This is a genomic window from Enterobacter sp. 04-C-12-SI-ECC (genome assembly GCF_047530715.1).
Lineage (GTDB): Bacteria > Pseudomonadota > Gammaproteobacteria > Enterobacterales > Enterobacteriaceae > Enterobacter > Enterobacter bugandensis.
Genome location: NZ_JBLKDI010000021.1, coordinates 53,780 through 73,578 on the forward strand (window position 1 = coordinate 53,780; position 19,799 = coordinate 73,578).

General features: G+C 57.2%; 20 protein-coding genes and 1 pseudogene. 17 read left to right on the forward strand and 4 right to left on the reverse strand.

Annotation, left to right across the window (positions count from 1 at the left end; all coding sequences use genetic code 11):
• Positions 1 to 80: 80 nt before the first annotated feature.
• The 5 genes from ugpB to ugpQ all read left to right on the forward strand — a co-directional run bounded on the left by ugpB (position 81) and on the right by ugpQ (position 5,042).
• Positions 81 to 1,397: a sn-glycerol-3-phosphate ABC transporter substrate-binding protein UgpB gene (gene ugpB / locus ACMWL8_RS21140; RefSeq protein WP_045260953.1), complete on the forward strand. Its 1,317-nt coding sequence runs from the start codon at positions 81 to 83 to the stop codon at positions 1,395 to 1,397.
• Between the two features lie 106 nt (positions 1,398 to 1,503).
• Positions 1,504 to 2,391 carry a sn-glycerol-3-phosphate ABC transporter permease UgpA gene (ugpA, locus tag ACMWL8_RS21145; RefSeq protein ID WP_023618241.1) on the forward strand — a complete coding sequence of 296 codons (888 nt, stop codon included), beginning with the start codon at positions 1,504 to 1,506 and terminating at the stop codon, positions 2,389 to 2,391.
• Positions 2,388 to 3,233, forward strand: a complete 846-nt coding sequence (gene ugpE / locus ACMWL8_RS21150) for a sn-glycerol-3-phosphate ABC transporter permease UgpE (protein ID WP_028015153.1) — start codon at positions 2,388 to 2,390, stop codon at positions 3,231 to 3,233. Before ugpA ends, ugpE begins: the two co-directional genes overlap by 4 nt.
• A 1-nt stretch (position 3,234) precedes the next feature.
• A complete protein-coding gene (locus ACMWL8_RS21155) occupies positions 3,235 to 4,305 on the forward strand; it encodes a sn-glycerol-3-phosphate import ATP-binding protein UgpC (protein WP_045260952.1) in 1,071 nt (356 codons plus the stop codon).
• Complete coding sequence (gene ugpQ / locus ACMWL8_RS21160; RefSeq protein WP_045260951.1) at positions 4,302 to 5,042, forward strand: glycerophosphodiester phosphodiesterase; 741 nt, start codon at positions 4,302 to 4,304, stop codon at positions 5,040 to 5,042. The genes ACMWL8_RS21155 and ugpQ overlap by 4 nt, the downstream gene beginning before the upstream one ends.
• On the opposite strand, the gene ACMWL8_RS21165 is transcribed toward ugpQ, so the two are convergent.
• A complete protein-coding gene (locus tag ACMWL8_RS21165) occupies positions 5,032 to 5,403 on the reverse strand; it encodes a DUF2756 family protein (protein ID WP_045260950.1) in 372 nt (123 codons plus the stop codon). The two genes, ugpQ and ACMWL8_RS21165, sit on opposite strands and share 11 nt — an antisense overlap.
• A 123-nt stretch (positions 5,404 to 5,526) precedes the next feature.
• On the opposite strand from ACMWL8_RS21165, the gene ggt reads away from it, so the two are divergent.
• The gene (gene ggt / locus ACMWL8_RS21170) at positions 5,527 to 7,272 is read left to right on the forward strand and encodes a gamma-glutamyltransferase (protein ID WP_241276735.1); all 1,746 of its coding nucleotides are present in this window, start codon (positions 5,527 to 5,529) and stop codon (positions 7,270 to 7,272) included.
• A 48-nt stretch (positions 7,273 to 7,320) separates the two neighbouring features.
• On the opposite strand, the gene yhhY is transcribed toward ggt, so the two are convergent.
• The gene (gene yhhY / locus ACMWL8_RS21175; RefSeq protein WP_045260949.1) at positions 7,321 to 7,809 is read right to left on the reverse strand and encodes an N-acetyltransferase; all 489 of its coding nucleotides are present in this window, start codon (positions 7,807 to 7,809) and stop codon (positions 7,321 to 7,323) included.
• Positions 7,810 to 8,065: 256 nt separating this feature from the next.
• Here yhhY and ACMWL8_RS21180 point away from each other — a divergent pair, with 256 nt between their 5' ends.
• The 5 genes from ACMWL8_RS21180 (at position 8,066) to gntU (ending at position 13,007) form a co-directional block, all read left to right on the forward strand.
• Positions 8,066 to 9,103 (forward strand): oxidoreductase, encoded by a 1,038-nt coding sequence (locus ACMWL8_RS21180; RefSeq protein WP_045260948.1) that lies wholly within the window; start codon positions 8,066 to 8,068, stop codon positions 9,101 to 9,103.
• A gap of 123 nt (positions 9,104 to 9,226) precedes the next feature.
• The gene (locus ACMWL8_RS21185; protein WP_003861565.1) at positions 9,227 to 9,922 is read left to right on the forward strand and encodes a pirin family protein; all 696 of its coding nucleotides are present in this window, start codon (positions 9,227 to 9,229) and stop codon (positions 9,920 to 9,922) included.
• A gap of 91 nt (positions 9,923 to 10,013) precedes the next feature.
• On the forward strand, positions 10,014 to 11,009 hold the full coding sequence (gene gntR / locus ACMWL8_RS21190) for a gluconate operon transcriptional repressor GntR (protein WP_014882133.1): 996 nt from the start codon (positions 10,014 to 10,016) through the stop codon (positions 11,007 to 11,009).
• 126 nt (positions 11,010 to 11,135) lie between these two features.
• The gene (gene gntK / locus ACMWL8_RS21195) at positions 11,136 to 11,663 is read left to right on the forward strand and encodes a gluconokinase (protein ID WP_045260947.1); all 528 of its coding nucleotides are present in this window, start codon (positions 11,136 to 11,138) and stop codon (positions 11,661 to 11,663) included.
• Positions 11,664 to 11,666: 3 nt separating this feature from the next.
• Positions 11,667 to 13,007 carry a gluconate transporter gene (gene gntU / locus ACMWL8_RS21200; protein WP_045260946.1) on the forward strand — a complete coding sequence of 447 codons (1,341 nt, stop codon included), beginning with the start codon at positions 11,667 to 11,669 and terminating at the stop codon, positions 13,005 to 13,007.
• A gap of 102 nt (positions 13,008 to 13,109) precedes the next feature.
• Here gntU and plsB read toward each other — a convergent pair whose 3' ends face one another.
• Positions 13,110 to 15,530, reverse strand: a complete 2,421-nt coding sequence (gene plsB / locus ACMWL8_RS21205; RefSeq protein WP_028015161.1) for a glycerol-3-phosphate 1-O-acyltransferase PlsB — start codon at positions 15,528 to 15,530, stop codon at positions 13,110 to 13,112.
• 154 nt (positions 15,531 to 15,684) lie between these two features.
• On the opposite strand from plsB, the gene ACMWL8_RS21210 reads away from it, so the two are divergent.
• The 5 genes and pseudogenes from ACMWL8_RS21210 (at position 15,685) to ACMWL8_RS21230 (ending at position 18,501) form a co-directional block, all read left to right on the forward strand.
• Positions 15,685 to 16,053 carry a diacylglycerol kinase gene (locus ACMWL8_RS21210; protein ID WP_014830281.1) on the forward strand — a complete coding sequence of 123 codons (369 nt, stop codon included), beginning with the start codon at positions 15,685 to 15,687 and terminating at the stop codon, positions 16,051 to 16,053.
• Positions 16,054 to 16,161: 108 nt separating this feature from the next.
• The gene (gene lexA / locus ACMWL8_RS21215; protein ID WP_028015162.1) at positions 16,162 to 16,770 is read left to right on the forward strand and encodes a transcriptional repressor LexA; all 609 of its coding nucleotides are present in this window, start codon (positions 16,162 to 16,164) and stop codon (positions 16,768 to 16,770) included.
• A gap of 63 nt (positions 16,771 to 16,833) precedes the next feature.
• On the forward strand, positions 16,834 to 18,171 hold the full coding sequence (dinF, locus tag ACMWL8_RS21220; protein WP_045260945.1) for an MATE family efflux transporter DinF: 1,338 nt from the start codon (positions 16,834 to 16,836) through the stop codon (positions 18,169 to 18,171).
• Positions 18,168 to 18,242, forward strand: a pseudogene (locus ACMWL8_RS21225) (hypothetical protein); the annotation flags it as partial. The gene dinF and the pseudogene ACMWL8_RS21225, both read left to right, overlap by 4 nt.
• 49 nt (positions 18,243 to 18,291) lie before the next feature.
• A complete protein-coding gene (locus ACMWL8_RS21230) occupies positions 18,292 to 18,501 on the forward strand; it encodes a CsbD family protein (RefSeq protein ID WP_024906712.1) in 210 nt (69 codons plus the stop codon).
• A gap of 47 nt (positions 18,502 to 18,548) precedes the next feature.
• On the opposite strand, the gene zur is transcribed toward ACMWL8_RS21230, so the two are convergent.
• A complete protein-coding gene (gene zur / locus ACMWL8_RS21235) occupies positions 18,549 to 19,061 on the reverse strand; it encodes a zinc uptake transcriptional repressor Zur (RefSeq protein WP_025757832.1) in 513 nt (170 codons plus the stop codon).
• 115 nt (positions 19,062 to 19,176) lie between these two features.
• Between zur and ACMWL8_RS21240 the strand changes: the two genes are divergently transcribed.
• Positions 19,177 to 19,665, forward strand: a complete 489-nt coding sequence (locus tag ACMWL8_RS21240; protein WP_045260944.1) for a cupin domain-containing protein — start codon at positions 19,177 to 19,179, stop codon at positions 19,663 to 19,665.
• Positions 19,666 to 19,799 lie beyond the last annotated feature (134 nt).

A 19,799-nucleotide genomic window follows, 5' to 3' on the forward strand; every position in this document is an offset into this window, starting at 1 on the left:
CTGTCATTCGAGCATGTCATGTTACCTCGCGAGCATAAAACGCGTGATATCGCGCATCCGGCACAATAAGAGAGATGACAATGACATCGTTACGACACACAGCTTTGGGTCTGGCACTGGGTCTGGCTTTTGCGACGAACGCAATGGCTATGACCACCATTCCGTTCTGGCATTCCATGGAAGGGGAGTTGGGTAAAGAGGTTGACTCCCTGGCGCAGCGTTTCAACGACACCCACCCGGATTACAAAATTGTGCCGGTGTACAAAGGTAACTACGAGCAGAGCCTGAGCGCGGGCATCGCCGCCTTCCGTACCGGCAACGCGCCTGCGCTGTTACAGGTTTATGAAGTGGGCACCGCCACCATGATGGCCTCCAAAGCCATCAAGCCGGTGTATGAAGTATTCAAAGAGGCGGGTATCAACTTCGATGAATCCCGGTTCGTGCCGACCGTAGCGGGTTACTACACCGATTCCAAAACCGGGCATCTGCTGTCTCAGCCGTTTAACAGCTCCACGCCGGTGCTGTACTACAACAAAGACGCCTTCAGGAAAGCCGGTTTAGACCCGGAGCAGCCGCCAAAAACCTGGCAGGACCTGGCCGAATACACCGCGAAGCTGAAAGCGGCGGGGATGAAGTGCGGCTACGCCAGCGGCTGGCAGGGCTGGATCCAGATTGAAAACTTCAGCGCCTGGCACGGCCTGCCGGTGGCGACCAAAAACAACGGCTTCGACGGCACCGATGCGGTACTGGAGTTCAACAAGCCGGAGCAGGTGAAGCACATTGCGCTGCTGGAAGAACTCAACAAGAAGGGCGACTTCAGCTACTTCGGGCGTAAAGACGAATCCACCGAGAAGTTCTACAACGGCGACTGCGCCATTACCACCGCCTCGTCCGGCTCGCTGGCGGATATTCGTCACTACGCCAAATTCAACTACGGCGTGGGCATGATGCCGTACGACGCTGACGTAAAAGGCGCGCCGCAGAACGCCATCATCGGCGGGGCGAGCCTGTGGGTGATGCAGGGTAAAGACAAGGGCACCTACAAAGGCGTCGCCGAGTTCCTGGATTTCCTGGCCAAGCCGGAAAACGCTGCTGAATGGCACCAGAAGACCGGCTACCTGCCGATCACCAAAGCCGCGTATGACCTGACCCGCGAGCAGGGCTTCTACAGCAAAAACCCGGGCGCGGACATCGCGACGCGTCAGATGCTGAACAAGCCGCCATTGCCGTTCACTAAAGGCCTGCGTCTGGGCAATATGCCGCAGATCCGCACCATCGTGGATGAAGAGCTGGAAAGCGTGTGGACCGGGAAGAAAACGCCACAGCAGGCGCTGGATTCCGCAGTAGAGCGCGGGAATCAGCTGCTGCGCCGCTTTGAGCAGTCGACCAAATCGTAATCTGTGATTCGCCCGGTGGCGCTGCGCTTACCGGGCCTACGACGTGCCCCATCCAGGCCGGGTAAGGCGCAGCCGCCACCCGGCATTGTTCAGGAACCCAATCTCCATGTCCTCATCCCGTCCGGTGTTTCGCTCCCGCTGGCTGCCGTACCTGTTGGTCGCGCCTCAGCTGGTCATCACCGTTATCTTCTTTATCTGGCCTGCGGGCGAAGCGCTGTGGTACTCGGTACAAAGCGTCGATCCGTTCGGGCTCTCCAGCCAGTTCGTCGGGCTGGACAACTTTACCGCGCTATTCCATGACAGCTACTACCTGGACTCCTTCTGGACGACGATGAAATTCAGCGCGCTGGTGACCGTGAGCGGCCTTGTTGCCTCGCTGTTTTTCGCCGCGCTGGTGGATTACGTGGTGCGCGGCAGCCGCCTGTATCAGACCCTGATGCTGCTGCCTTACGCCGTGGCCCCCGCCGTTGCCGCTGTGCTGTGGATCTTCCTGTTTAACCCCGGACGCGGGCTGATTACTCACTTCCTGGCAGAGTTCGGCTACGATTGGAACCACGCCCAGAACAGCGGTCAGGCCATGTTCCTGGTGGTGTTCGCCTCGGTGTGGAAGCAGATCAGCTATAACTTCCTGTTCTTCTTTGCCGCGCTGCAGTCCATCCCGCGTTCACTGGTGGAGGCCGCCGCGATTGACGGCGCAGGGCCGATTCGTCGCTTCTTCAGGCTGTCCCTGCCGCTGATTGCCCCGGTGAGCTTCTTCCTGCTGGTGGTTAACCTCGTGTACGCCTTCTTCGACACCTTCCCGGTGATCGACGCCGCCACCGCGGGCGGCCCGGTGCAGGCGACAACGACGCTTATTTATAAGATCTACCGCGAAGGTTTTGCCGGACTCGATCTCTCTGCCTCCGCCGCGCAGTCGGTGGTGCTGATGTTCCTCGTCATCATCCTCACGGTGGTGCAGTTCCGCTATGTTGAAAGTAAGGTGCGCTACCAATGATTGAGAACCGTCGCGGGCTGACGATTTTCAGCCATACCATGCTGATTTTAGGGATTATCGTCATCCTGTTCCCGCTGTACGTGGCCTTTGTCGCCGCCACGCTGGACACCAAAGCGGTGTTCGACACGCCGATGACGCTGATCCCGGGCGGGCATCTTTTCGAGAACATGAAAACCATCTGGACCCAGGGCGTGGGCGCCAACAGCGCGCCGTTCTGGCTGATGATGCTCAACAGCTTCATCATGGCGTTCGGCATTACGGTGGGCAAAATCACGGTGTCGATGCTGTCGGCCTTCGCCATCGTCTGGTTTCGCTTTCCGCTGCGTAATCTGTTCTTCTGGATGATTTTCATCACCCTGATGCTGCCGGTGGAGGTGCGTATCTTCCCGACGGTGGAGGTGATCGCCAACCTGAAGATGCTGGACAGCTACGCGGGCTTAACCCTGCCGTTGATGGCCTCAGCGACCGCCACCTTCCTGTTCCGCCAGTTCTTTATGACCCTGCCGGACGAACTGATTGAGGCCGCGCGCATCGACGGCGCCTCCCCGATGCGCTTCTTCCGCGACATCGTGCTGCCTCTGTCGAAAACCAACCTTGCGGCGCTGTTTGTGATCACCTTTATCTACGGCTGGAACCAGTACCTGTGGCCGCTGCTGATTATTCAGGACGTCAACCTCGGCACCGCCGTGGCGGGCATCAAAGGCATGATTGCCACCGGTGAAGGCACCACCCTCTGGAACCAGGTGATGGCGGCGATGCTGCTCACCCTAATCCCACCCGTAGTCATTGTTTTAGCCATGCAGCGCGCGTTTGTCCGCGGCCTGGTCGATAGCGAGAAATAAGATGGCAGGTTTAAAACTTCAGGCAGTTACCAAAAGCTGGGACGGTAAAACCCAGGTCATTCAGCCGCTGACGCTTGACGTGGCGGACGGCGAATTTATCGTGATGGTTGGCCCGTCCGGCTGCGGGAAGTCCACGCTGCTGCGCATGGTGGCGGGGCTGGAGCGCGTCACATCCGGGGACATCTGGATTGACCGCCAGCGCGTCACCGAGATGGAGCCGAAAGACAGGGGCATCGCGATGGTGTTCCAGAACTACGCCCTCTATCCGCACATGAGCGTGGAAGAGAACATGGCCTGGGGGCTGAAAATCCGCGGCATGGGCAAAGGCCATATCGAGGAGCGCGTGAAAGAAGCCGCCCGCATTCTGGAACTCGACGGCCTGCTGAAGCGCCGCCCGCGCGAGCTCTCCGGCGGCCAGCGCCAGCGCGTGGCAATGGGGCGCGCTATCGTGCGCGACCCGGCGGTATTCCTGTTCGACGAGCCGCTGTCTAACCTCGATGCCAAGCTGCGCGTGCAGATGCGCCTTGAGCTGCAGCAGCTGCACCGTCGTCTGAAAACCACGTCACTGTACGTTACCCACGATCAGGTCGAAGCCATGACCCTCGCCCAGCGCGTGATGGTAATGAACAAAGGCGTTGCCGAGCAGATTGGCACCCCGGTGGAGGTCTATGAGAAACCCGCCACCCGCTTTGTGGCGAGCTTTATCGGCAGCCCGGCGATGAACCTGCTGGAGGGGCGCATCAGCAGCGCGGGCTCGCACTTTGAGCTGGAAAGCGGGATGGCATTGCCGATCAACTGGTACTATCGAGGCTACGCCGGGCGTAAGATGACGCTCGGTATCCGCCCCGAGCATATTGGTTTAACCTCTCAGGCGGACGGCGGCGTGCCGCTGGTCATGGACACGCTGGAGATGTTGGGTGCAGATAACCTGGCGCACGGGCGCTGGGGCGAGCAAAAAATGGTGGTGCGCCTGGCGCATCAGGAGCGCCCGAAAGCGGGCAGCACGCTGTGGCTCCACCTGCCGGAAAACCATCTGCACCTTTTTGACGGTGAAACAGGACAACGAGTATGAGCAACTGGCCTTACCCCCACATCGTCGCCCACCGTGGCGGCGGTAAGCTGGCCCCGGAAAACACCCTGGCGGCGATCGATGTCGGCGCGCGCTACGGCCACACGATGATCGAGTTCGACGCCAAGCTGTCGAAGGACGGCGAAATTTTCCTGCTGCATGACGACAATCTTGAACGCACCAGCAACGGCTGGGGCGTGGCGGGTGAACTGCCGTGGCGCGATCTGCTGAAGGTGGACGCCGGAAGCTGGTTCAGCGGGGAGTTCAAAGGCGAACCGCTGCCGCTGCTGGCGGAAGTGGCCGATCGCTGTCGCCAGCACGGCATGATGGCCAACATTGAAATTAAGCCGACTACCGGCACCGGGCCGCTGACGGGCAAAGTGATTGCGCTGGCCGCGCGTGAGCTGTGGGAAGGCATGACCGCGCCGCTGCTGTCGTCGTTTGAGGTTGATGCGCTGGAGGCAGCGCAGACGGCCGTACCTGAGCTGCCGCGCGGGCTGCTGCTGGACGAGTGGCGTGAGGACTGGCGTGAACTGACGGGCCGCTTAGGCTGCGTCTCTATCCATCTGAACCACAAGCTGTTGGATGAGGCGCGGGTGAAAATGCTGAAAGACGCGGGTCTCCATATTCTGGTTTACACCGTCAACAAACCCCAGCGCGCAGCCGAGCTGCTGCGCTGGGGCGTGGACAGTATCTGTACCGATGCGATTGACCAGATCGGCCCGAAATTTATTTATTGAGCATACTGCCGTTCTGCTGGGTCGGCAGCATATGCTGCTGACCGCTGCTTTGCGACATCCCGCCCCCTAACATCCCGCCGTTTTTATTTGGCAGCGGCTGCTCGCGCACCTGTCCCTGCTGCACGCGCTGGGTGTTGGCGTTCATCTGGTTTTGCAGGCTCTGCTGCTGCATCTGGGTCTGCGTTCTCAGCTGCTGATTGAGCATCCCTTTCTGCTGCTGTTGCTGGCTCATCATCTCGGTCTGCATGCGCTGCTGGCTCGGGATAACGTAACCCTGCTGGTTCGGGTTATTCATGGTGTTGAGTGGCTGTGCGAGCGCGGCAAACGGGATCAGCGCCGCGATAATCATCAAGCGTTTCATTGTCATTTCCTCCTCTTGAGGCCTCTCTTAAGTTTACCCTGATTTCACCATGACGATGATTTTTTAGGAGTTGTGAACCAGGCTTAAGCGGGGAATATGGATCCCTTCACCTGGAGAACAATAATGATGAAACCAACCTTCTTGCGCTGGGTCGCCATCGCCGCGCTGATGGCAGGCGGCACATTTACCGTGGCGGCCAACCCGCCCGCCGCTCCTCCCGTCTCTTACGGCGTGGAGGAGGATGTTTTTCACCCCGTGCGGGCCACGCACGGCATGGTGGCCTCGGTTGACGCGCTGGCGACCCAAGTGGGCGTTGATATTCTTAAGCAGGGCGGTAACGCGGTGGATGCGGCGGTCGCGGTCGGGTACGCGCTGGCGGTAACGCATCCGCAGGCGGGGAATCTGGGCGGCGGCGGCTTTATGATGCTGCGCACCAAAGACGGCAAAACTACGGCCATCGACTTCCGCGAAATGGCGCCTTCTCAGGCGTCCCGCGATATGTTCCTCGACGACCAGGGGAACCCGGACAGTAAAAAATCTCTGACCTCGCACCTCGCCTCCGGCACGCCGGGCACCGTTGCGGGCTTCTCGCTGGCGCTGGAAAAATACGGCACGATGCCGCTGAACAAGGTGGTGCAGCCTGCCATCAGGCTGGCGCGGGAGGGCTTTGTGGTCAATGACGCCCTGGCGGACGACCTCAAGACCTACGGCAGTGAAGTCATTCCCAATCACGAAAACAGCAAGGCGATCTTCTGGAAAGACGGTGAGCCGCTGAAGAAGGGCGACAAGCTGGTGCAGAAGAACCTCGCCAAAAGCCTGGAGCTGATTGCGGAGCACGGCCCGGACGCCTTCTACAAAGGGGCGATTGCCGATCAGATTGCCGAAGAGATGCAAAAGAACGGCGGGCTCATCACCAAAGCGGACCTGGCGGAATACAGGGCGGTGGAGCGCGAGCCGATTAGCGGCACCTATCGCGGCTACGAGGTGTTCTCCATGCCGCCGCCGTCCTCCGGGGGCATTCACATCGTGCAGATCCTCAATATTCTTGAAAACTTTGATATGCACAAGTTCGGCTTCGGCAGCGCGGATGCCATGCAGGTGATGGCGGAGGCGGAAAAACGCGCCTACGCCGACCGCTCGGAATACCTCGGCGATCCGGACTTCGTGAAGGTGCCGTGGCAGGCGCTGACCAACAAGGCGTACGCCAAATCCATTGCCGATCAGATCGACATCAACAAGGCTAAGCCGTCGAGCGAGATCCGCCCCGGCAAGCTGGCGCCGTACGAAAGCAACCAAACCACCCACTTCTCGGTGGTGGATAAAGACGGCAATGCGGTGGCGGTGACCTACACGCTCAACACTACCTTTGGTACCGGGATCGTAGCGGGCAACAGCGGCATTCTGCTGAACAACGAGATGGATGACTTCTCCGCCAAGCCGGGCGTGCCGAACGTTTACGGGCTGGTCGGCGGCGATGCGAATGCGGTGGGGCCGAAGAAGCGTCCGCTGTCGTCCATGTCGCCAACCATCGTGGTGAAAGACGGGAAAACCTGGCTGGTGACCGGCAGCCCTGGCGGGAGCCGCATCATAACTACCGTGCTACAGATGGTGGTGAACAGCATCGACTTTGGGATGAACGTCGCCGAAGCCACCAACGCCCCGCGTTTCCACCACCAGTGGCTGCCGGACGAGCTGCGCGTCGAGAAGGGCTTTAGCCCGGATACGATTAAACTGCTGGAGCAGCGTGGGCAGAAGGTAGCGGCGAAAGAGGCGATGGGCAGTACCCAGAGCATTATGGTGGGGCCAGATGGGGCGCTGTTTGGCGCGTCGGATCCGCGTTCGGTGGATGATTTGACGGCGGGATACTGATTATTCCCCTCACCCTAACCCTCTCCCCATAGGGGAGAGGGGAGTGTGTCACTTCATTCTCGCCATGAAGTACGCGTCCACATATTCGCCGTTGCGCAGGGCGTAGCGCTTGCCGGTGCCTTCAATTACGAACCCGTGCTTTTTGTACACCGCGATTGCCGGTTCGTTATCAACAAATACCGTTAACTCAATGCGATCGACGCGCAGCCAGTTGTCGCACATATCAATCATGGTTCGCATCAGCGCGCTGGCAACGCCCCGATTTTGCCATTGCGCACCCACACAAATACCGAAATCGGCAACGTGGCTGCGACGCGGGCGTTGTGCGACGGCAATGCACAGGTGCCCGGCGACGGACCCGTCGATACAAGCCACCAGCTGTTTAATGCCGGGCTGATCGGTTAGCCGGTCATGCCACATCTGCTCTGAGGGATGAGGAACCTGTAGCGTGTTGTGGTACACCTCCGGCTGGGCGTGGATCTGACGAATGGCATCGTAATCTCTCGGTTCAGCGTGGCGTATCACTATCTCACTCATTCCTTGTTCCTCAGTCGGTTAAAAGTCCCCTCCAACATCAATGACTTTAAAATTTGAGTCAACCGCTATTTTTTGCAAAAAGTATTGGACAAGTGCGAATGAGAATGATTATTATTGCTTTGCATTCAGGAGGACCCCTACGGGAACCTGAAAGCACGACATTGCTCACATTGCTTCCAGTATTACTTTAGCCAGCTTCTCGCTGGCTTTTTTTTTGTTATGGTTAGATTCAGTAACCTTCCAAAAGGACTGAGCCATGACACTACATTGCGCATTTATTGGATTTGGCAAAAGCACCACGCGTTACCACCTTCCGTATGTCCTCCACCGTAAAGACACCTGGCATGTGGCCCATATTTACCGCCGCCGCGCGAAGCCGGAAGAGCAATCCCCGCAGTACTCCCACATTCACTTCACCAGCGATCTCGATGAAGTATTGAATGACCCGCAGGTAAAGCTGGTGGTTGTCTGCACCCACGCCGACAGCCATTTTGACTATGCGAAACGCGCGCTCGAAGCGGGCAAGAACGTGCTGGTGGAAAAGCCGTTCACCCCGACCATTGCCGAAGCGAAAGCGCTGTTTACGCTGGCGAAAAGCAAAGGGCTGACCGTTACCCCGTATCAGAACCGTCGCTTTGACAGCTGTTTCCTGACGGCGAAAAAGGCGATTGAGAGCGGCAAGCTTGGCGACATTGTGGAAATCGAAAGCCACTTCGATTACTACCGCCCGGTGGCGGAAACCCAGCCCGGCCTGCCGCAGGACGGCTCGTTCTATGGTCTGGGCGTGCACACCATGGACCAGATCATCTCCCTGTTTGGCCGCCCGGACCACGTGGCTTACGACATCCGCAGCCTGCGCAATAAAGCCAACCCGGACGACACCTTCGAGGCGCAGCTGTTCTACGGCGACCTTAAGGCTATCGTTAAAACCAGTCATCTGGTGAAAATCGACTACCCGAAATTTATCGTTCACGGTACCAAAGGTTCGTTCATTAAGTACGGCATTGACCAGCAGGAGACCAGCCTGAAGGCCAACATCATGCCGGGCGAACCGGGCTTTGCGGCGGACGATTCCGTGGGCGTGCTGGAGTACGTGAACGATGAGGGCGTAACGGTCAAAGAAGAGCTGAAACCGGAAACCGGCGACTATGGCCGCGTCTACGATGCGCTATATGAAACCCTAATCAACGGCGCGCCGAATTACGTCAAGGAATCTGACGTTCTGACCAACCTGGAAATCCTTGAACGGGCATTCGAGCAGGCTTCTCCTGCCACGGTAACCCTCGCGAAATAAGCAAAAACGGCTCCTCTGGGCTTGTTCATAATTTTTGAACAGAGGAGTCAATTTTCACCCTCTATGATCCCCGACCGTTTGAGTCCACACTTACTCCATCGAAACGAACTGAGGGTGAAAACAATGATCTACTTACGCAAAGCAAACGAACGCGGTCACGCAAATCATGGCTGGCTGGACTCATGGCATTCATTCTCGTTTGCCGACTACTACGACCCGAACTTCATGGGCTTCTCCGCGCTGCGCGTGATTAACGACGACGTGATTGATGCAGGCCAGGGCTTCGGTACCCACCCGCACAAAGACATGGAAATCCTGACTTATGTGCTGGAAGGGGCGGTTGAGCACCAGGACAGCATGGGCAACAAAGAGCAGGTGCCGGCGGGCGAGTTCCAGATTATGAGCGCGGGTACCGGGGTGCGTCACTCTGAGTACAACCCGAGCAAAACGGAAAAACTGCACCTGTATCAAATCTGGATCATTCCAGAAGAGACCGGCATCACGCCACGCTACGAGCAGCGCCGCTTCGACGCGAAACAGGGCAAACAGCTGGTGCTGTCCCCGGACGCGCGTGAAGGTTCCCTGAAAGTGCATCAGGATATGGAGCTGTACCGCTGGGCGCTGGCGAAAGACGAGCAGTCCGTGCACCAGATTGCCGCCAACCGCCGCGTCTGGATCCAGGTGGTGAAAGGGGAAGTGTCTATCAACGGCACCAAAGCCACCACCGCCGATGGTCTGGCCGTCTGGGATGAGCAGGCGCTCTCCGTGCACGCCGACAGCGAAAGCGAAATCCTGCTGTTTGACCTGCCTCCGGTCTAAATAATTTCTCAACCTTCCCTTTAAACGGGGAAGGTTGAGCTTTGTCCGTGATAAACTGAGCAAATCTCTCACTTCAAGATTTCTCAGGACGATGAAAAAGAAACGCCCCGTACTTCAGGATGTCGCCGATCGCGTCGGTGTGACCAAAATGACGGTCAGCCGTTTTTTACGTAACCCGGAACAGGTTTCCGTGGCGTTGCGTGGCAAGATTGCCGCCGCCCTTGATGAACTGGGTTATATCCCCAACCGCGCCCCCGATATTCTCTCCAATGCGACCAGCCGTGCGGTGGGCGTTCTGCTTCCTTCCCTGACCAACCAGGTTTTCGCTGAAGTTCTGCGCGGCATTGAAAGCGTCACCGATGCGTTTGGCTACCAGACCATGCTCGCTCACTATGGGTACAAGCCGGAACTGGAAGAGGAACGTCTTGAATCGATGCTTTCCTGGAACATTGACGGCCTGATTTTAACCGAGCGTACCCACACTGCCCGCACGCTCAAAATGATTGAAGTCGCCGGTATTCCGGTGGTGGAGCTCATGGACAGCCAGTCGCCATGCCTCGACATCGCCGTTGGGTTCGATAACTTTGAAGCGGCTCGTCAGATGACAGCGGCGATCATCGCCCGCGGTCATCGTCATATTGCCTACTTGGGTGCGCGTCTTGATGAACGTACTATCATCAAACAGAAGGGATACGAGCAGGCGATGCTCGACGCAAATTTAACCCCGTACAGCGTGATGGTGGAGCAGTCCTCATCTTACACCTCGGGTATTGAGCTGATGCGTCAGGCACGACGCGAGTATCCGCAACTGGACGGTATTTTCTGTACCAACGATGACCTTGCGGTCGGTGCAGCGTTCGAATGCCAGCGTCTGGGGTTGAAGATCCCTGAGGATATGGCGATTGCCGGCTTCCACGGCCACGATATTGGTCAGGTGATGGAGCCGCGTCTGGCGAGCGTTCTGACACCGCGTGAACGCATGGGCCGCATTGGCGCAGAACGCCTGCTGGCGCGCATTCGTGGAGAGACGGTTACCCCTAAAATGTTAGATTTAGGTTTCACCTTGTCACCGGGTGGATCTATTTGAACTGACAAATTTGAAGTAGCTCACACTTATTCACTTCGCGCACGTTTGGATATTGCTTCTCTTTTGCCCCAGCAGGACAATGTTACCGATAACTGTTACCCGTAACAATTGACTGAGGGACACCCTTTGAGCACGACTAATCACGATCACCACGTTTACGTCCTGATGGGCGTGTCCGGTAGCGGTAAATCTGCCGTGGCGAGCGAAGTGGCGCATCAACTTCAGGCTGCGTTTCTTGATGGTGACTTCCTCCATCCGCGCAGCAACATCATGAAAATGGCTTCCGGCGAACCGCTGAACGATGACGACCGCAAACCGTGGTTGCAGGCGCTGAATGACGCCGCGTTCGCGATGCAGCGCACCAACAAAGTTTCCCTGATCGTCTGCTCCGCGCTGAAAAAAACCTACCGCGACCTGCTGCGCGACGGCAATCCGAACCTCTCGTTCATCTATCTGAAAGGCGATTTTGGGGTGATTGAAAGCCGTCTGAAAGCGCGTAAAGGCCACTTCTTTAAAACCCAGATGCTGGTGACGCAGTTCGAAGCGCTTCAGGAGCCGGGTGAAGATGAAAAAGACGTCTTAGTGGTTGATATCGATCAGCCGCTGGAAGGTGTTGTAGCCAGCACCATCGAGGTCATTAACAAAAGGCAGTAAGTTTTGAGTACATTAACGCTAGTTTTGACAGCAGTGGGTTCGGTATTGCTGCTGCTGTTTTTAGTGATGAAGGCGCGTATGCACGCTTTCGTTGCTTTGATGGTGGTTTCTATTGGTGCAGGTCTCTTTTCCGGTATGCCGCTCGACAAGATCGCCGCGACGATGGAAAAAGGGATGGGAGGCACGCTGGGCTTCCTGGCGATTGTGGTCGCGCTGGGCGCGATGTTTGGCAAGATTCTGCATGAGACGGGCGCGGTCGACCAGATTGCCGTCAAAATGCTCAAATCCTTCGGGCACAGCCGCGCGCACTACGCGATTGGCCTGGCCGGTCTGATTTGCGCACTGCCGCTGTTCTTCGAAGTGGCGGTGGTGCTGCTCATCAGCGTCGCCTTCTCCATGGCGCGCCATACCGGCACTAACCTCGTGAAGCTGGTCATTCCGCTGTTTGCGGGCGTGGCGGCGGCTGCGGCGTTTCTGCTGCCAGGGCCGGCGCCGATGCTGCTGGCCTCCCAGATGCACGCCGACTTTGGCTGGATGATCCTGATTGGCCTGTGTGCGGCCATCCCGGGGATGATTATCGCCGGTCCGCTGTGGGGCAATTTCATCAGCCGTTACGTTGAGCTGCACATCCCGGACGACATCACCGAGCCGCACCTGGGCGAGGGCAAAATGCCATCCTTCGCCTTCAGCCTGTCGCTGATCCTGCTGCCGCTGGTGCTGGTGGGCCTGAAAACCATCGCCGCGCGCTTTGTGCCGGTCGGTTCTACCGCCTACGAATGGTTTGAGTTCATTGGTCACCCGTTCACGGCGATCCTGGTGGCGTGCCTGGTGGCGATTTACGGCCTGGCGATGCGTCAAGGGATGCCAAAAGACCGCGTGATGGAGATCTGCGGTGCGGCGCTGCAGCCTGCGGGGATTATCCTGCTGGTTATCGGTGCAGGCGGCGTGTTCAAGCAGGTGCTGGTGGATTCCGGCGTGGGCCCGGCTCTGGGTGAAGCACTGACCGGAATGGGCCTGCCGATTGCGGTAACCTGCTTCGTGCTGGCTGCGGCGGTGCGTATCATTCAGGGTTCCGCCACCGTGGCATGTTTAACCGCCGTGGGTCTGGTGATGCCGGTGATTGAACAGCTGAACTACTCCGGTGCCCAGATGGCCGCGCTGTCTATCTGCATCGCGGGCGGTTCGATTGTCGTCTCGCACGTTAACGACGCCGGCTTCTGGCTGTTCGGTAAGTTTACCGGCGCGACCGAAGCGCAAACGCTGAAAACCTGGACGCTGATGGAAACCATCCTCGGCACCACCGGGGCCATTGTCGGGATGATTGCCTTTACGCTGCTCAGCTAAATGCAATGATTTAACAAGGCAAAAAAGGCCCGGTAGCGTCAGCGCTTACCGGGCCTTTTTTATTATCCAGGGCATCAGGCCGGGCCATAACCCGGCATTGTGTTACTCGCCCTGCGTGGCGCTCTCAATCGTCAAGCGCACATCCGACGTAATCAGTTCAGCCAGCATCTGGTAAACCTTCAGCGTCTCTTCCGGCTCGGCATCGCCCGTATCGCTGATGAAGCCTTCGTCACGCAGCGTCAGCACCAGCGAGCTGAATACCGCCTTGTCGAAGAATTCCGGGGCGTTAATGCCGTGCAGCACGGACAGACGCTGTGCCAGCGTCCGGCTCTCTTTCTCCAGCGTGCCGCGGTTGATGGACGGGTTCGCGCTCAGCAGCCAGAACGTAATGGCGTAGCGCTGCAGCGTTTCGCGCGCACCGGCCGCCAGCAGTTGCAGGGTACGGGAGCGTGACGGATTGATGTGCAGCTCGTCGTTCGCAACGGTGATCAGCCCCTGACGGCGCAGCTCTTCCGTCAGTTTATCCAGCTCAACGGCCAGCTCTTCCTTGCTCCAGCGCAGGAACAGCTCCGCTTTAAGCATCGGGTAGAGCGTCTCAACGTGGCGCAACAGCTCCTGACGTGAAATACGGCGATGCTGGGTGATAATGGCCGCCATGAGCGACGGCAGCATCAGCATATGAGCGATGTTGTTGCGGTAGTACGTCATCAGTACGGCCTGCTCGCGCGGCAGAATGATGATATCGCCGATCGTATCTTTCTCGACTTCGAACTTGTTCATCTGCAGTGCGTGATCGATAAGCTCGCTGGCGGTAGCAGAAGGGGCTGTCGAATCAACCGAGTACGGCACGTTGCGCATCATGTCCAGATAGCAGTCCAGTTGCTCCGTGAGCTGTTCACGGGTCAGGGAACGCTGACGTGAAGCCAGCAGCGCCGTACAGCACAGGTTCATCGCATTGGCCGCACCGGCGTTGTTAATGCGCACCATCAGTTCGGACGCGATACCGTTCACCGTTGGCGTCAGCCAGGCCGGACGCACCGCTTCGATAGGATCGATAGACTCGCGCCAATCCGGAACATGATGGTTCAGATACGTCATCAGCGGCATCGGCTCGCCAAAGTTTACGTAGCCCTGACCCAGGTTGCGTAACTTGCTCAGGCCGCGCAGCATCTGCGGCAGGCTCTCTTTCTCTTTGGTCGCACCGCGCAGTTCTTTGGCGTACGTGCCCACTTCCATCACATGCTCATAGCCAATGTAAATTGGCACAAGCGTGATTGGACGCGTACCGCCGCGCAGCATCGCCTGAATGGTCATCGACAGCGTGCCGGTCTTCGGATCGAGCAGACGACCGGTACGGGAGCGCCCGCCCTCCACGAAGTACTCTACGGAGTAGCCGCGGCTGAACAGCTCGCCGAGATACTCGCGGAACACGGTGGAGTAGAGCTTGTTGCCCTTGAAGGTACGACGAATAAAGAACGCACCCAGGCGGCGGAAAATCGGGCCTGCTGGCCAGAAGTTCAGGTTAATACCGGCGGCAATGTGCGGCGGTACCAGTCCCTGGTGATAGAGCACGTAGGAGAGAAGCAGGTAGTCCATGTGGCTGCGGTGGCAGGGGACATAGACAATCTCATGACCATCGTGCGCCAGCTGACGTACACGCTCAGCGTTATGCACGTTGATGCCCTGATACAGGCGGTTCCAGGTAAAGCCGAGAATACGATCGGACAGGCGAATCATCTCGTAGGAGAAGTTCGCTGCGATCTCTTCCATCAGCGCAATGGCGTTCTGCTGGGCTTTCTCATGGGAAATTTTCTTGCTGCGCGCTTCGTCTTCAACGGCGCGGGCGATCGCTTTGGAGGCCAGCAGCTTGTTGAACAGGTCCTGACGCGCCGGAAGACGTGGCCCTACGGCCGCCAGGCGCTGACGGGCGAAGTGCATACGTGCCACGCGCGCCAGTTTTTGCGCGATGATCTTGTCAGTGCCGTGCTCGTCCGCCATTCGGCGAAGGGAGACGGAAGGGGAGAAGCGCACAAAGCTGTCGCGTCCCAGCCAGGAGACCGCGAAGAATTTCTGGATGCCGTTAAGCATGCGCAGCGGCGGGTTCTCTTCGCCTTTTTCGCGGCCCGGACGGCGACCAAACATCACCGATACCGGCACCATCTGCACATCCAGGTCAGGATTGCTGCGGTGCAGGTCGAGATAGTCGTGGAACAGCTTGATGGACTCTTCTTTCGGTGTGTAATAGGTAAACACGCGCGGCCCGCCGTGAATGAACACGTAGCGCGGCAGCAAAGTGCCGTCAACTTCCAGTGGTTCAAGCGGATCGGGTAAATCATGCGCCAGACACTGGGCACGGAGCGTTAGCAGGTCTGCCTTAGAGTTATAAGGCAAAACGTACATAATAGGGCGCGACGTATCGAGCCCCAGTTCCAGCGCGGGTTCTGCTGGGATAGACTTGCTTTTTACCAGTATGCTTAATGGTAAATTAAGTAATTTGTAGTAAATTCGTGGCCAGCCGGACATAAACGATGTAAAGCCTCTGGTTAATAATGCAATTGCGGCGCAAGGATAACAGAAAGCGCGCAAAATTTCTGTTGTTACCCGTCATACTTCAGGCGGCAGCGAAACGCGCTGCAGCTCCTGTTACTGACGCTCTTTTTTAAAAAAGGTTCTTTTAATGGCCAATAATACCACTGGGTTGACGCGTATCATCAAAGCCGCCGGCTATTCATGGAAAGGTTTCCGTGCCGCGTGGGTCAATGAAGCTGCTTTTCGCCAGGAAGGTGTCGCCGCTATCGTCGCGGTTATCATCGCCTGTTTCCTTGATGTAGATGCCATTACCCGCGTGCTTCTCATCGGTTCCGTACTTCTGGTGATGATAGTGGAAATTCTCAATAGCGCTATTGAGGCCGTGGTCGACCGGATCGGCTCTGATTTTCACGAGCTCTCTGGCCGCGCGAAAGATATGGGCTCCGCAGCTGTCCTGCTGGCGATTATCACCGCAGCCATTACCTGGGTCACGCTGCTTTGGTCACATTTTCGATGATGCTCGAGGAATAATTAAGTCCCTGGTTTTTTGTGCAGTTTTTGGTTCCAAAATCGCCTTTGACTGTATATACTCACAGCATAACTGTATATACACCCAGGGGGCGGAATGAAAGCATTAACGACCAGGCAGCAAGAGGTGTTTGATCTCATTCGGGATCATATCGGCCAGACGGGTATGCCACCCACGCGTGCGGAAATCGCGCAGCGTCTGGGTTTCCGTTCTCCGAATGCTGCCGAGGAACACCTGAAAGCGCTGGCGCGTAAGGGTGTGATTGAGATTGTGTCAGGCGCGTCGCGTGGTATCCGCCTGCTGGTGGAAGAAGAGACGGGCATTCCGCTGATAGGCCGCGTTGCCGCAGGTGAACCGCTGCTGGCACAACAGCATATTGAAGGTCACTACCAGGTCGATCCTGGTATGTTCAAGCCGAGCGCTGATTTTCTGCTGCGCGTTAGCGGGATGTCGATGAAAGACATCGGCATTCTTGATGGCGACCTTCTGGCCGTTCACAAAACGCAGGATGTGCGAAACGGCCAGGTGGTGGTTGCGCGCATTGATGACGAAGTGACCGTTAAGCGCCTGAAAAAACAGGGTAACACCGTTCAGTTGTTGCCCGAAAACAACGAGTTCACCCCGATTGTGGTCGACCTCCGCGAACAGAGCTTCTCTATTGAAGGTCTGGCTGTTGGCGTGATTCGTAACGGCGAATGGCTGTAATCTCTTCCTGACAGGCTACGCTTCCGCTGTAGCCTGCTTCATTTACCCTTCCCGGTATCTCTCATGTCACTGCTGACGGCATCTGATAAGGCATTGTGGCGTCTTGCCCTGCCGATGATTTTCTCCAATATCACCGTGCCCTTGCTGGGTCTGGTCGATACGGCCGTTATTGGTCATCTCGATTCCCCTGTTTATCTTGGCGGCGTGGCGATTGGCGCGACGGCAACCAGCTTTCTGTTTATGCTGCTGCTCTTTTTGCGTATGAGCACCACCGGGCTCACCGCACAGGCGTATGGTGCGAAAGATCCGTTACGTCTGGCGCGTGCGCTGGTGCAGCCGCTGATCCTGGCGCTTGGCGCGGGGGTACTCATTGTTTTACTGCGCACGCCCCTGATAGACCTTGCGCTCCATGTTGTTGGTGGCAGCGAGGCGGTACTGGAGCAGGCGCGTCGCTTCCTGGAAATCCGCTGGCTCAGCGCGCCCGCTTCGCTGGCAAACCTGGTTCTGCTGGGTTGGTTACTGGGTGTGCAATACGCCCGTGCGCCAGTGATTTTGCTGGTCGTGGGAAACCTTCTCAACATTGTGCTCGATCTCTGGCTGGTGATGGGCCTGCATATGGACGTGCGCGGCGCGGCACTGGCGACGGCGATTGCCGAATACGGAACCTTACTCATTGGGCTGTGGATGGTCTGGCGCGTGCTGGCCCTGCGCGGGATATCCCTTGTAATGCTGAAAAGCGCATGGCGCGGCAATATCCGTAAACTGCTGGCGCTCAACCGTGACATCATGCTGCGCTCGCTTCTGCTACAACTCTGTTTTGGCGCATTGACGGTTTTTGGTGCCCGTCTTGGGCCTGAGATCGTCGCGGTGAATGCGGTCCTGATGACATTGCTGACGTTTACCGCCTACGCGCTGGACGGCTTCGCCTACGCCGTTGAGGCGCATTCCGGGCAGGCGTACGGCGCGCGGGAAAGTGGCCAGCTTAGGGATGTCTGGCGGGCAGCCTGTCGACAAGCGGGACTGGTCGCGCTGGCGTTTGCACTGATTTATGCCTGTTTTGGCCGTAACATTATTGCATTACTCACTTCGATCCCGGCTTTACGTGAACTGGCGGACCACTACATCGTCTGGCAGGTGATCTTGCCGGTGGTGGGGGTGTGGTGTTATCTGCTGGACGGCATGTTTATCGGTGCGACGCGCGGAGCGGAAATGCGCAACAGTATGGCGGTTGCGGCGGCGGGGTTTGGTTTGACGCTGCTGACGCTTCCGTGGCTGGGTAATCACGGTTTGTGGCTGGCGCTTGCGGTCTTTCTCTCGCTGCGCGGCCTCTCGCTTGCCTTTATCTGGCATCGCCACTGGCAAAATAATACCTGGCTTCCTTCCCGTCACGATATATCGTGACGGTTAAAGATTCCGAATATGAAATCAACCGCCGAATCCTTAGCTACAATTATTATCACGTCCAGCAGAAAAGAACGTAACGGACGTTACGACCCGACGCTTAACTAAGAGGACACGATGATGAATAAAGACGAAATCGGCGGCAACTGGAAGCAGTTCAAAGGTAAAGCGAAAGAAAAGTGGGGTAAGCTGACTGATGACGATATGACCGTCATTGAAGGTAAGCGCGATCAGCTTGTCGGTAAAATTCAGGAACGTTACGGCTACGCAAAAGATCAGGCGGAAAACGAAGTCAAAGACTGGGAAACCCGTAACGACTACCGCTGGTAGCGCTGAATGACCCACACAGGCGGCTCTAAGCCGCCTTTTTTTTGCCCTTAGCGCGGCTTTTTCTTCACCAGAATAGAGTGGTCGTGCTGACACGCATCCTGATGTCGACAGGCTTCCACCTCTACACAGGCTGAACACAGCCCGTGCGCTTCAATCACGTTATGACGCAGGGCAAAACCCATTTTTGCCGCCAGCGTGTGCATAATGTCCTCTACGCCTTCCGCTCCCTCTTCTTTCACTACGCCGCAACGATCGCAGATAAACATGGCCGATGTATGCGTTGGCTGATCGAAAAGATGGCACAGGACATAGCTGTTTGTGGATTCAACTTTATGCACAAACCCTTGTTCCAGCAGGAAATCCAGCGCGCGATACACCGTGGGCGGTTTAGCCTGCGGCTCGCTTTCGCGGAGCAGGTCGAGCAGATCGTAGGCGCTGATCGCCCCCTGTTGCAGGCTCATCAGGCGCAAGACTTCAAGGCGCTGCGGGGTCAGGCGCACATTGCGTTGCGCGCACAGCTTTTCGGCCTGCGCTAACAGCTCTTTTGTGGACTTATCCATTTAGCACCTCGGATGTTCTGGGAAATAAAACCCTCACTTTATCATGTTCTGGCAAAAACACCGATATCCGCCAGGCTGTGCTATACCTGACGCATCGCAAACCGGGAATGTAACCATGAAAAAACCAGACTGTATCAAGCACTGGCGCGACGTAGAAGGGCCAGATGACGCCACCTACCCCGACAGTAACGAGCTTTTTTCCATCGGATCGCCGCTGGCGCGCAGCCTGGGCCTCAGGCGTATAGGCATTCATCATGAACGTTTACCGCCGGGGCGTCGGACGTCCTATCCCCATGCAGAAAGTGACGAAGAAGAGTTTATCTACGTGCTTGAGGGCTATCCTGAAGCCTGGATTAATGGCTATTTGTGGAAACTCGAACCCGGAGACAGCGTGGGCTTTCCCGCCGGGACCGGCGTCTGCCACACCTTTATCAACAACACCGAGGAAGAGGTTCGGCTACTGGTGGTGGGGGAGGCCAACAAGAAGCACAATCGCATCTACTATCCGCTCAATCCGGTTTATGCCGCCACGCGGGAAGATCGCTGGGTAGACCATCCGCCACAGTTTTTTGGGCCGCACGATGGAAAACCTGGGAAAAAATAATTTCCTCTTCTATAAATATTGAGGGCCGTCACAAATTACAACAGGCCGTAAGGAAGTTTTACTTAGGGAATGAATTAGCGGGTCTTTTTATCTTTATTCACAGCAATAGTTCGCGCCTGTTTGGGGGATAACAG

Bases quoted from the DNA above. Each gene is read 5' to 3' on its own strand.
- ugpB (WP_045260953.1), top strand. From the start codon at position 81: ATGACATCGTTACGACACACAGCTTTGGGTCTGGCACTGGGTCTGGCT.
- ugpA (WP_023618241.1), top strand. From the start codon at position 1,504: ATGTCCTCATCCCGTCCGGTGTTTCGCTCCCGCTGGCTGCCGTACCTG.
- ugpE (WP_028015153.1), top strand. From the start codon at position 2,388: ATGATTGAGAACCGTCGCGGGCTGACGATTTTCAGCCATACCATGCTG.
- ACMWL8_RS21155 (WP_045260952.1), top strand. From the start codon at position 3,235: ATGGCAGGTTTAAAACTTCAGGCAGTTACCAAAAGCTGGGACGGTAAA.
- ugpQ (WP_045260951.1), top strand. From the start codon at position 4,302: ATGAGCAACTGGCCTTACCCCCACATCGTCGCCCACCGTGGCGGCGGT.
- ACMWL8_RS21165 (WP_045260950.1), bottom strand. From the start codon at position 5,403: ATGAAACGCTTGATGATTATCGCGGCGCTGATCCCGTTTGCCGCGCTC.
- ggt (WP_241276735.1), top strand. From the start codon at position 5,527: ATGATGAAACCAACCTTCTTGCGCTGGGTCGCCATCGCCGCGCTGATG.
- yhhY (WP_045260949.1), bottom strand. From the start codon at position 7,809: ATGAGTGAGATAGTGATACGCCACGCTGAACCGAGAGATTACGATGCC.
- ACMWL8_RS21180 (WP_045260948.1), top strand. From the start codon at position 8,066: ATGACACTACATTGCGCATTTATTGGATTTGGCAAAAGCACCACGCGT.
- ACMWL8_RS21185 (WP_003861565.1), top strand. From the start codon at position 9,227: ATGATCTACTTACGCAAAGCAAACGAACGCGGTCACGCAAATCATGGC.
- gntR (WP_014882133.1), top strand. From the start codon at position 10,014: ATGAAAAAGAAACGCCCCGTACTTCAGGATGTCGCCGATCGCGTCGGT.
- plsB (WP_028015161.1), bottom strand. From the start codon at position 15,530: ATGTCCGGCTGGCCACGAATTTACTACAAATTACTTAATTTACCATTA.
- ACMWL8_RS21210 (WP_014830281.1), top strand. From the start codon at position 15,685: ATGGCCAATAATACCACTGGGTTGACGCGTATCATCAAAGCCGCCGGC.
- lexA (WP_028015162.1), top strand. From the start codon at position 16,162: ATGAAAGCATTAACGACCAGGCAGCAAGAGGTGTTTGATCTCATTCGG.
- dinF (WP_045260945.1), top strand. From the start codon at position 16,834: ATGTCACTGCTGACGGCATCTGATAAGGCATTGTGGCGTCTTGCCCTG.
- ACMWL8_RS21230 (WP_024906712.1), top strand. From the start codon at position 18,292: ATGAATAAAGACGAAATCGGCGGCAACTGGAAGCAGTTCAAAGGTAAA.
- zur (WP_025757832.1), bottom strand. From the start codon at position 19,061: ATGGATAAGTCCACAAAAGAGCTGTTAGCGCAGGCCGAAAAGCTGTGC.
- ACMWL8_RS21240 (WP_045260944.1), top strand. From the start codon at position 19,177: ATGAAAAAACCAGACTGTATCAAGCACTGGCGCGACGTAGAAGGGCCA.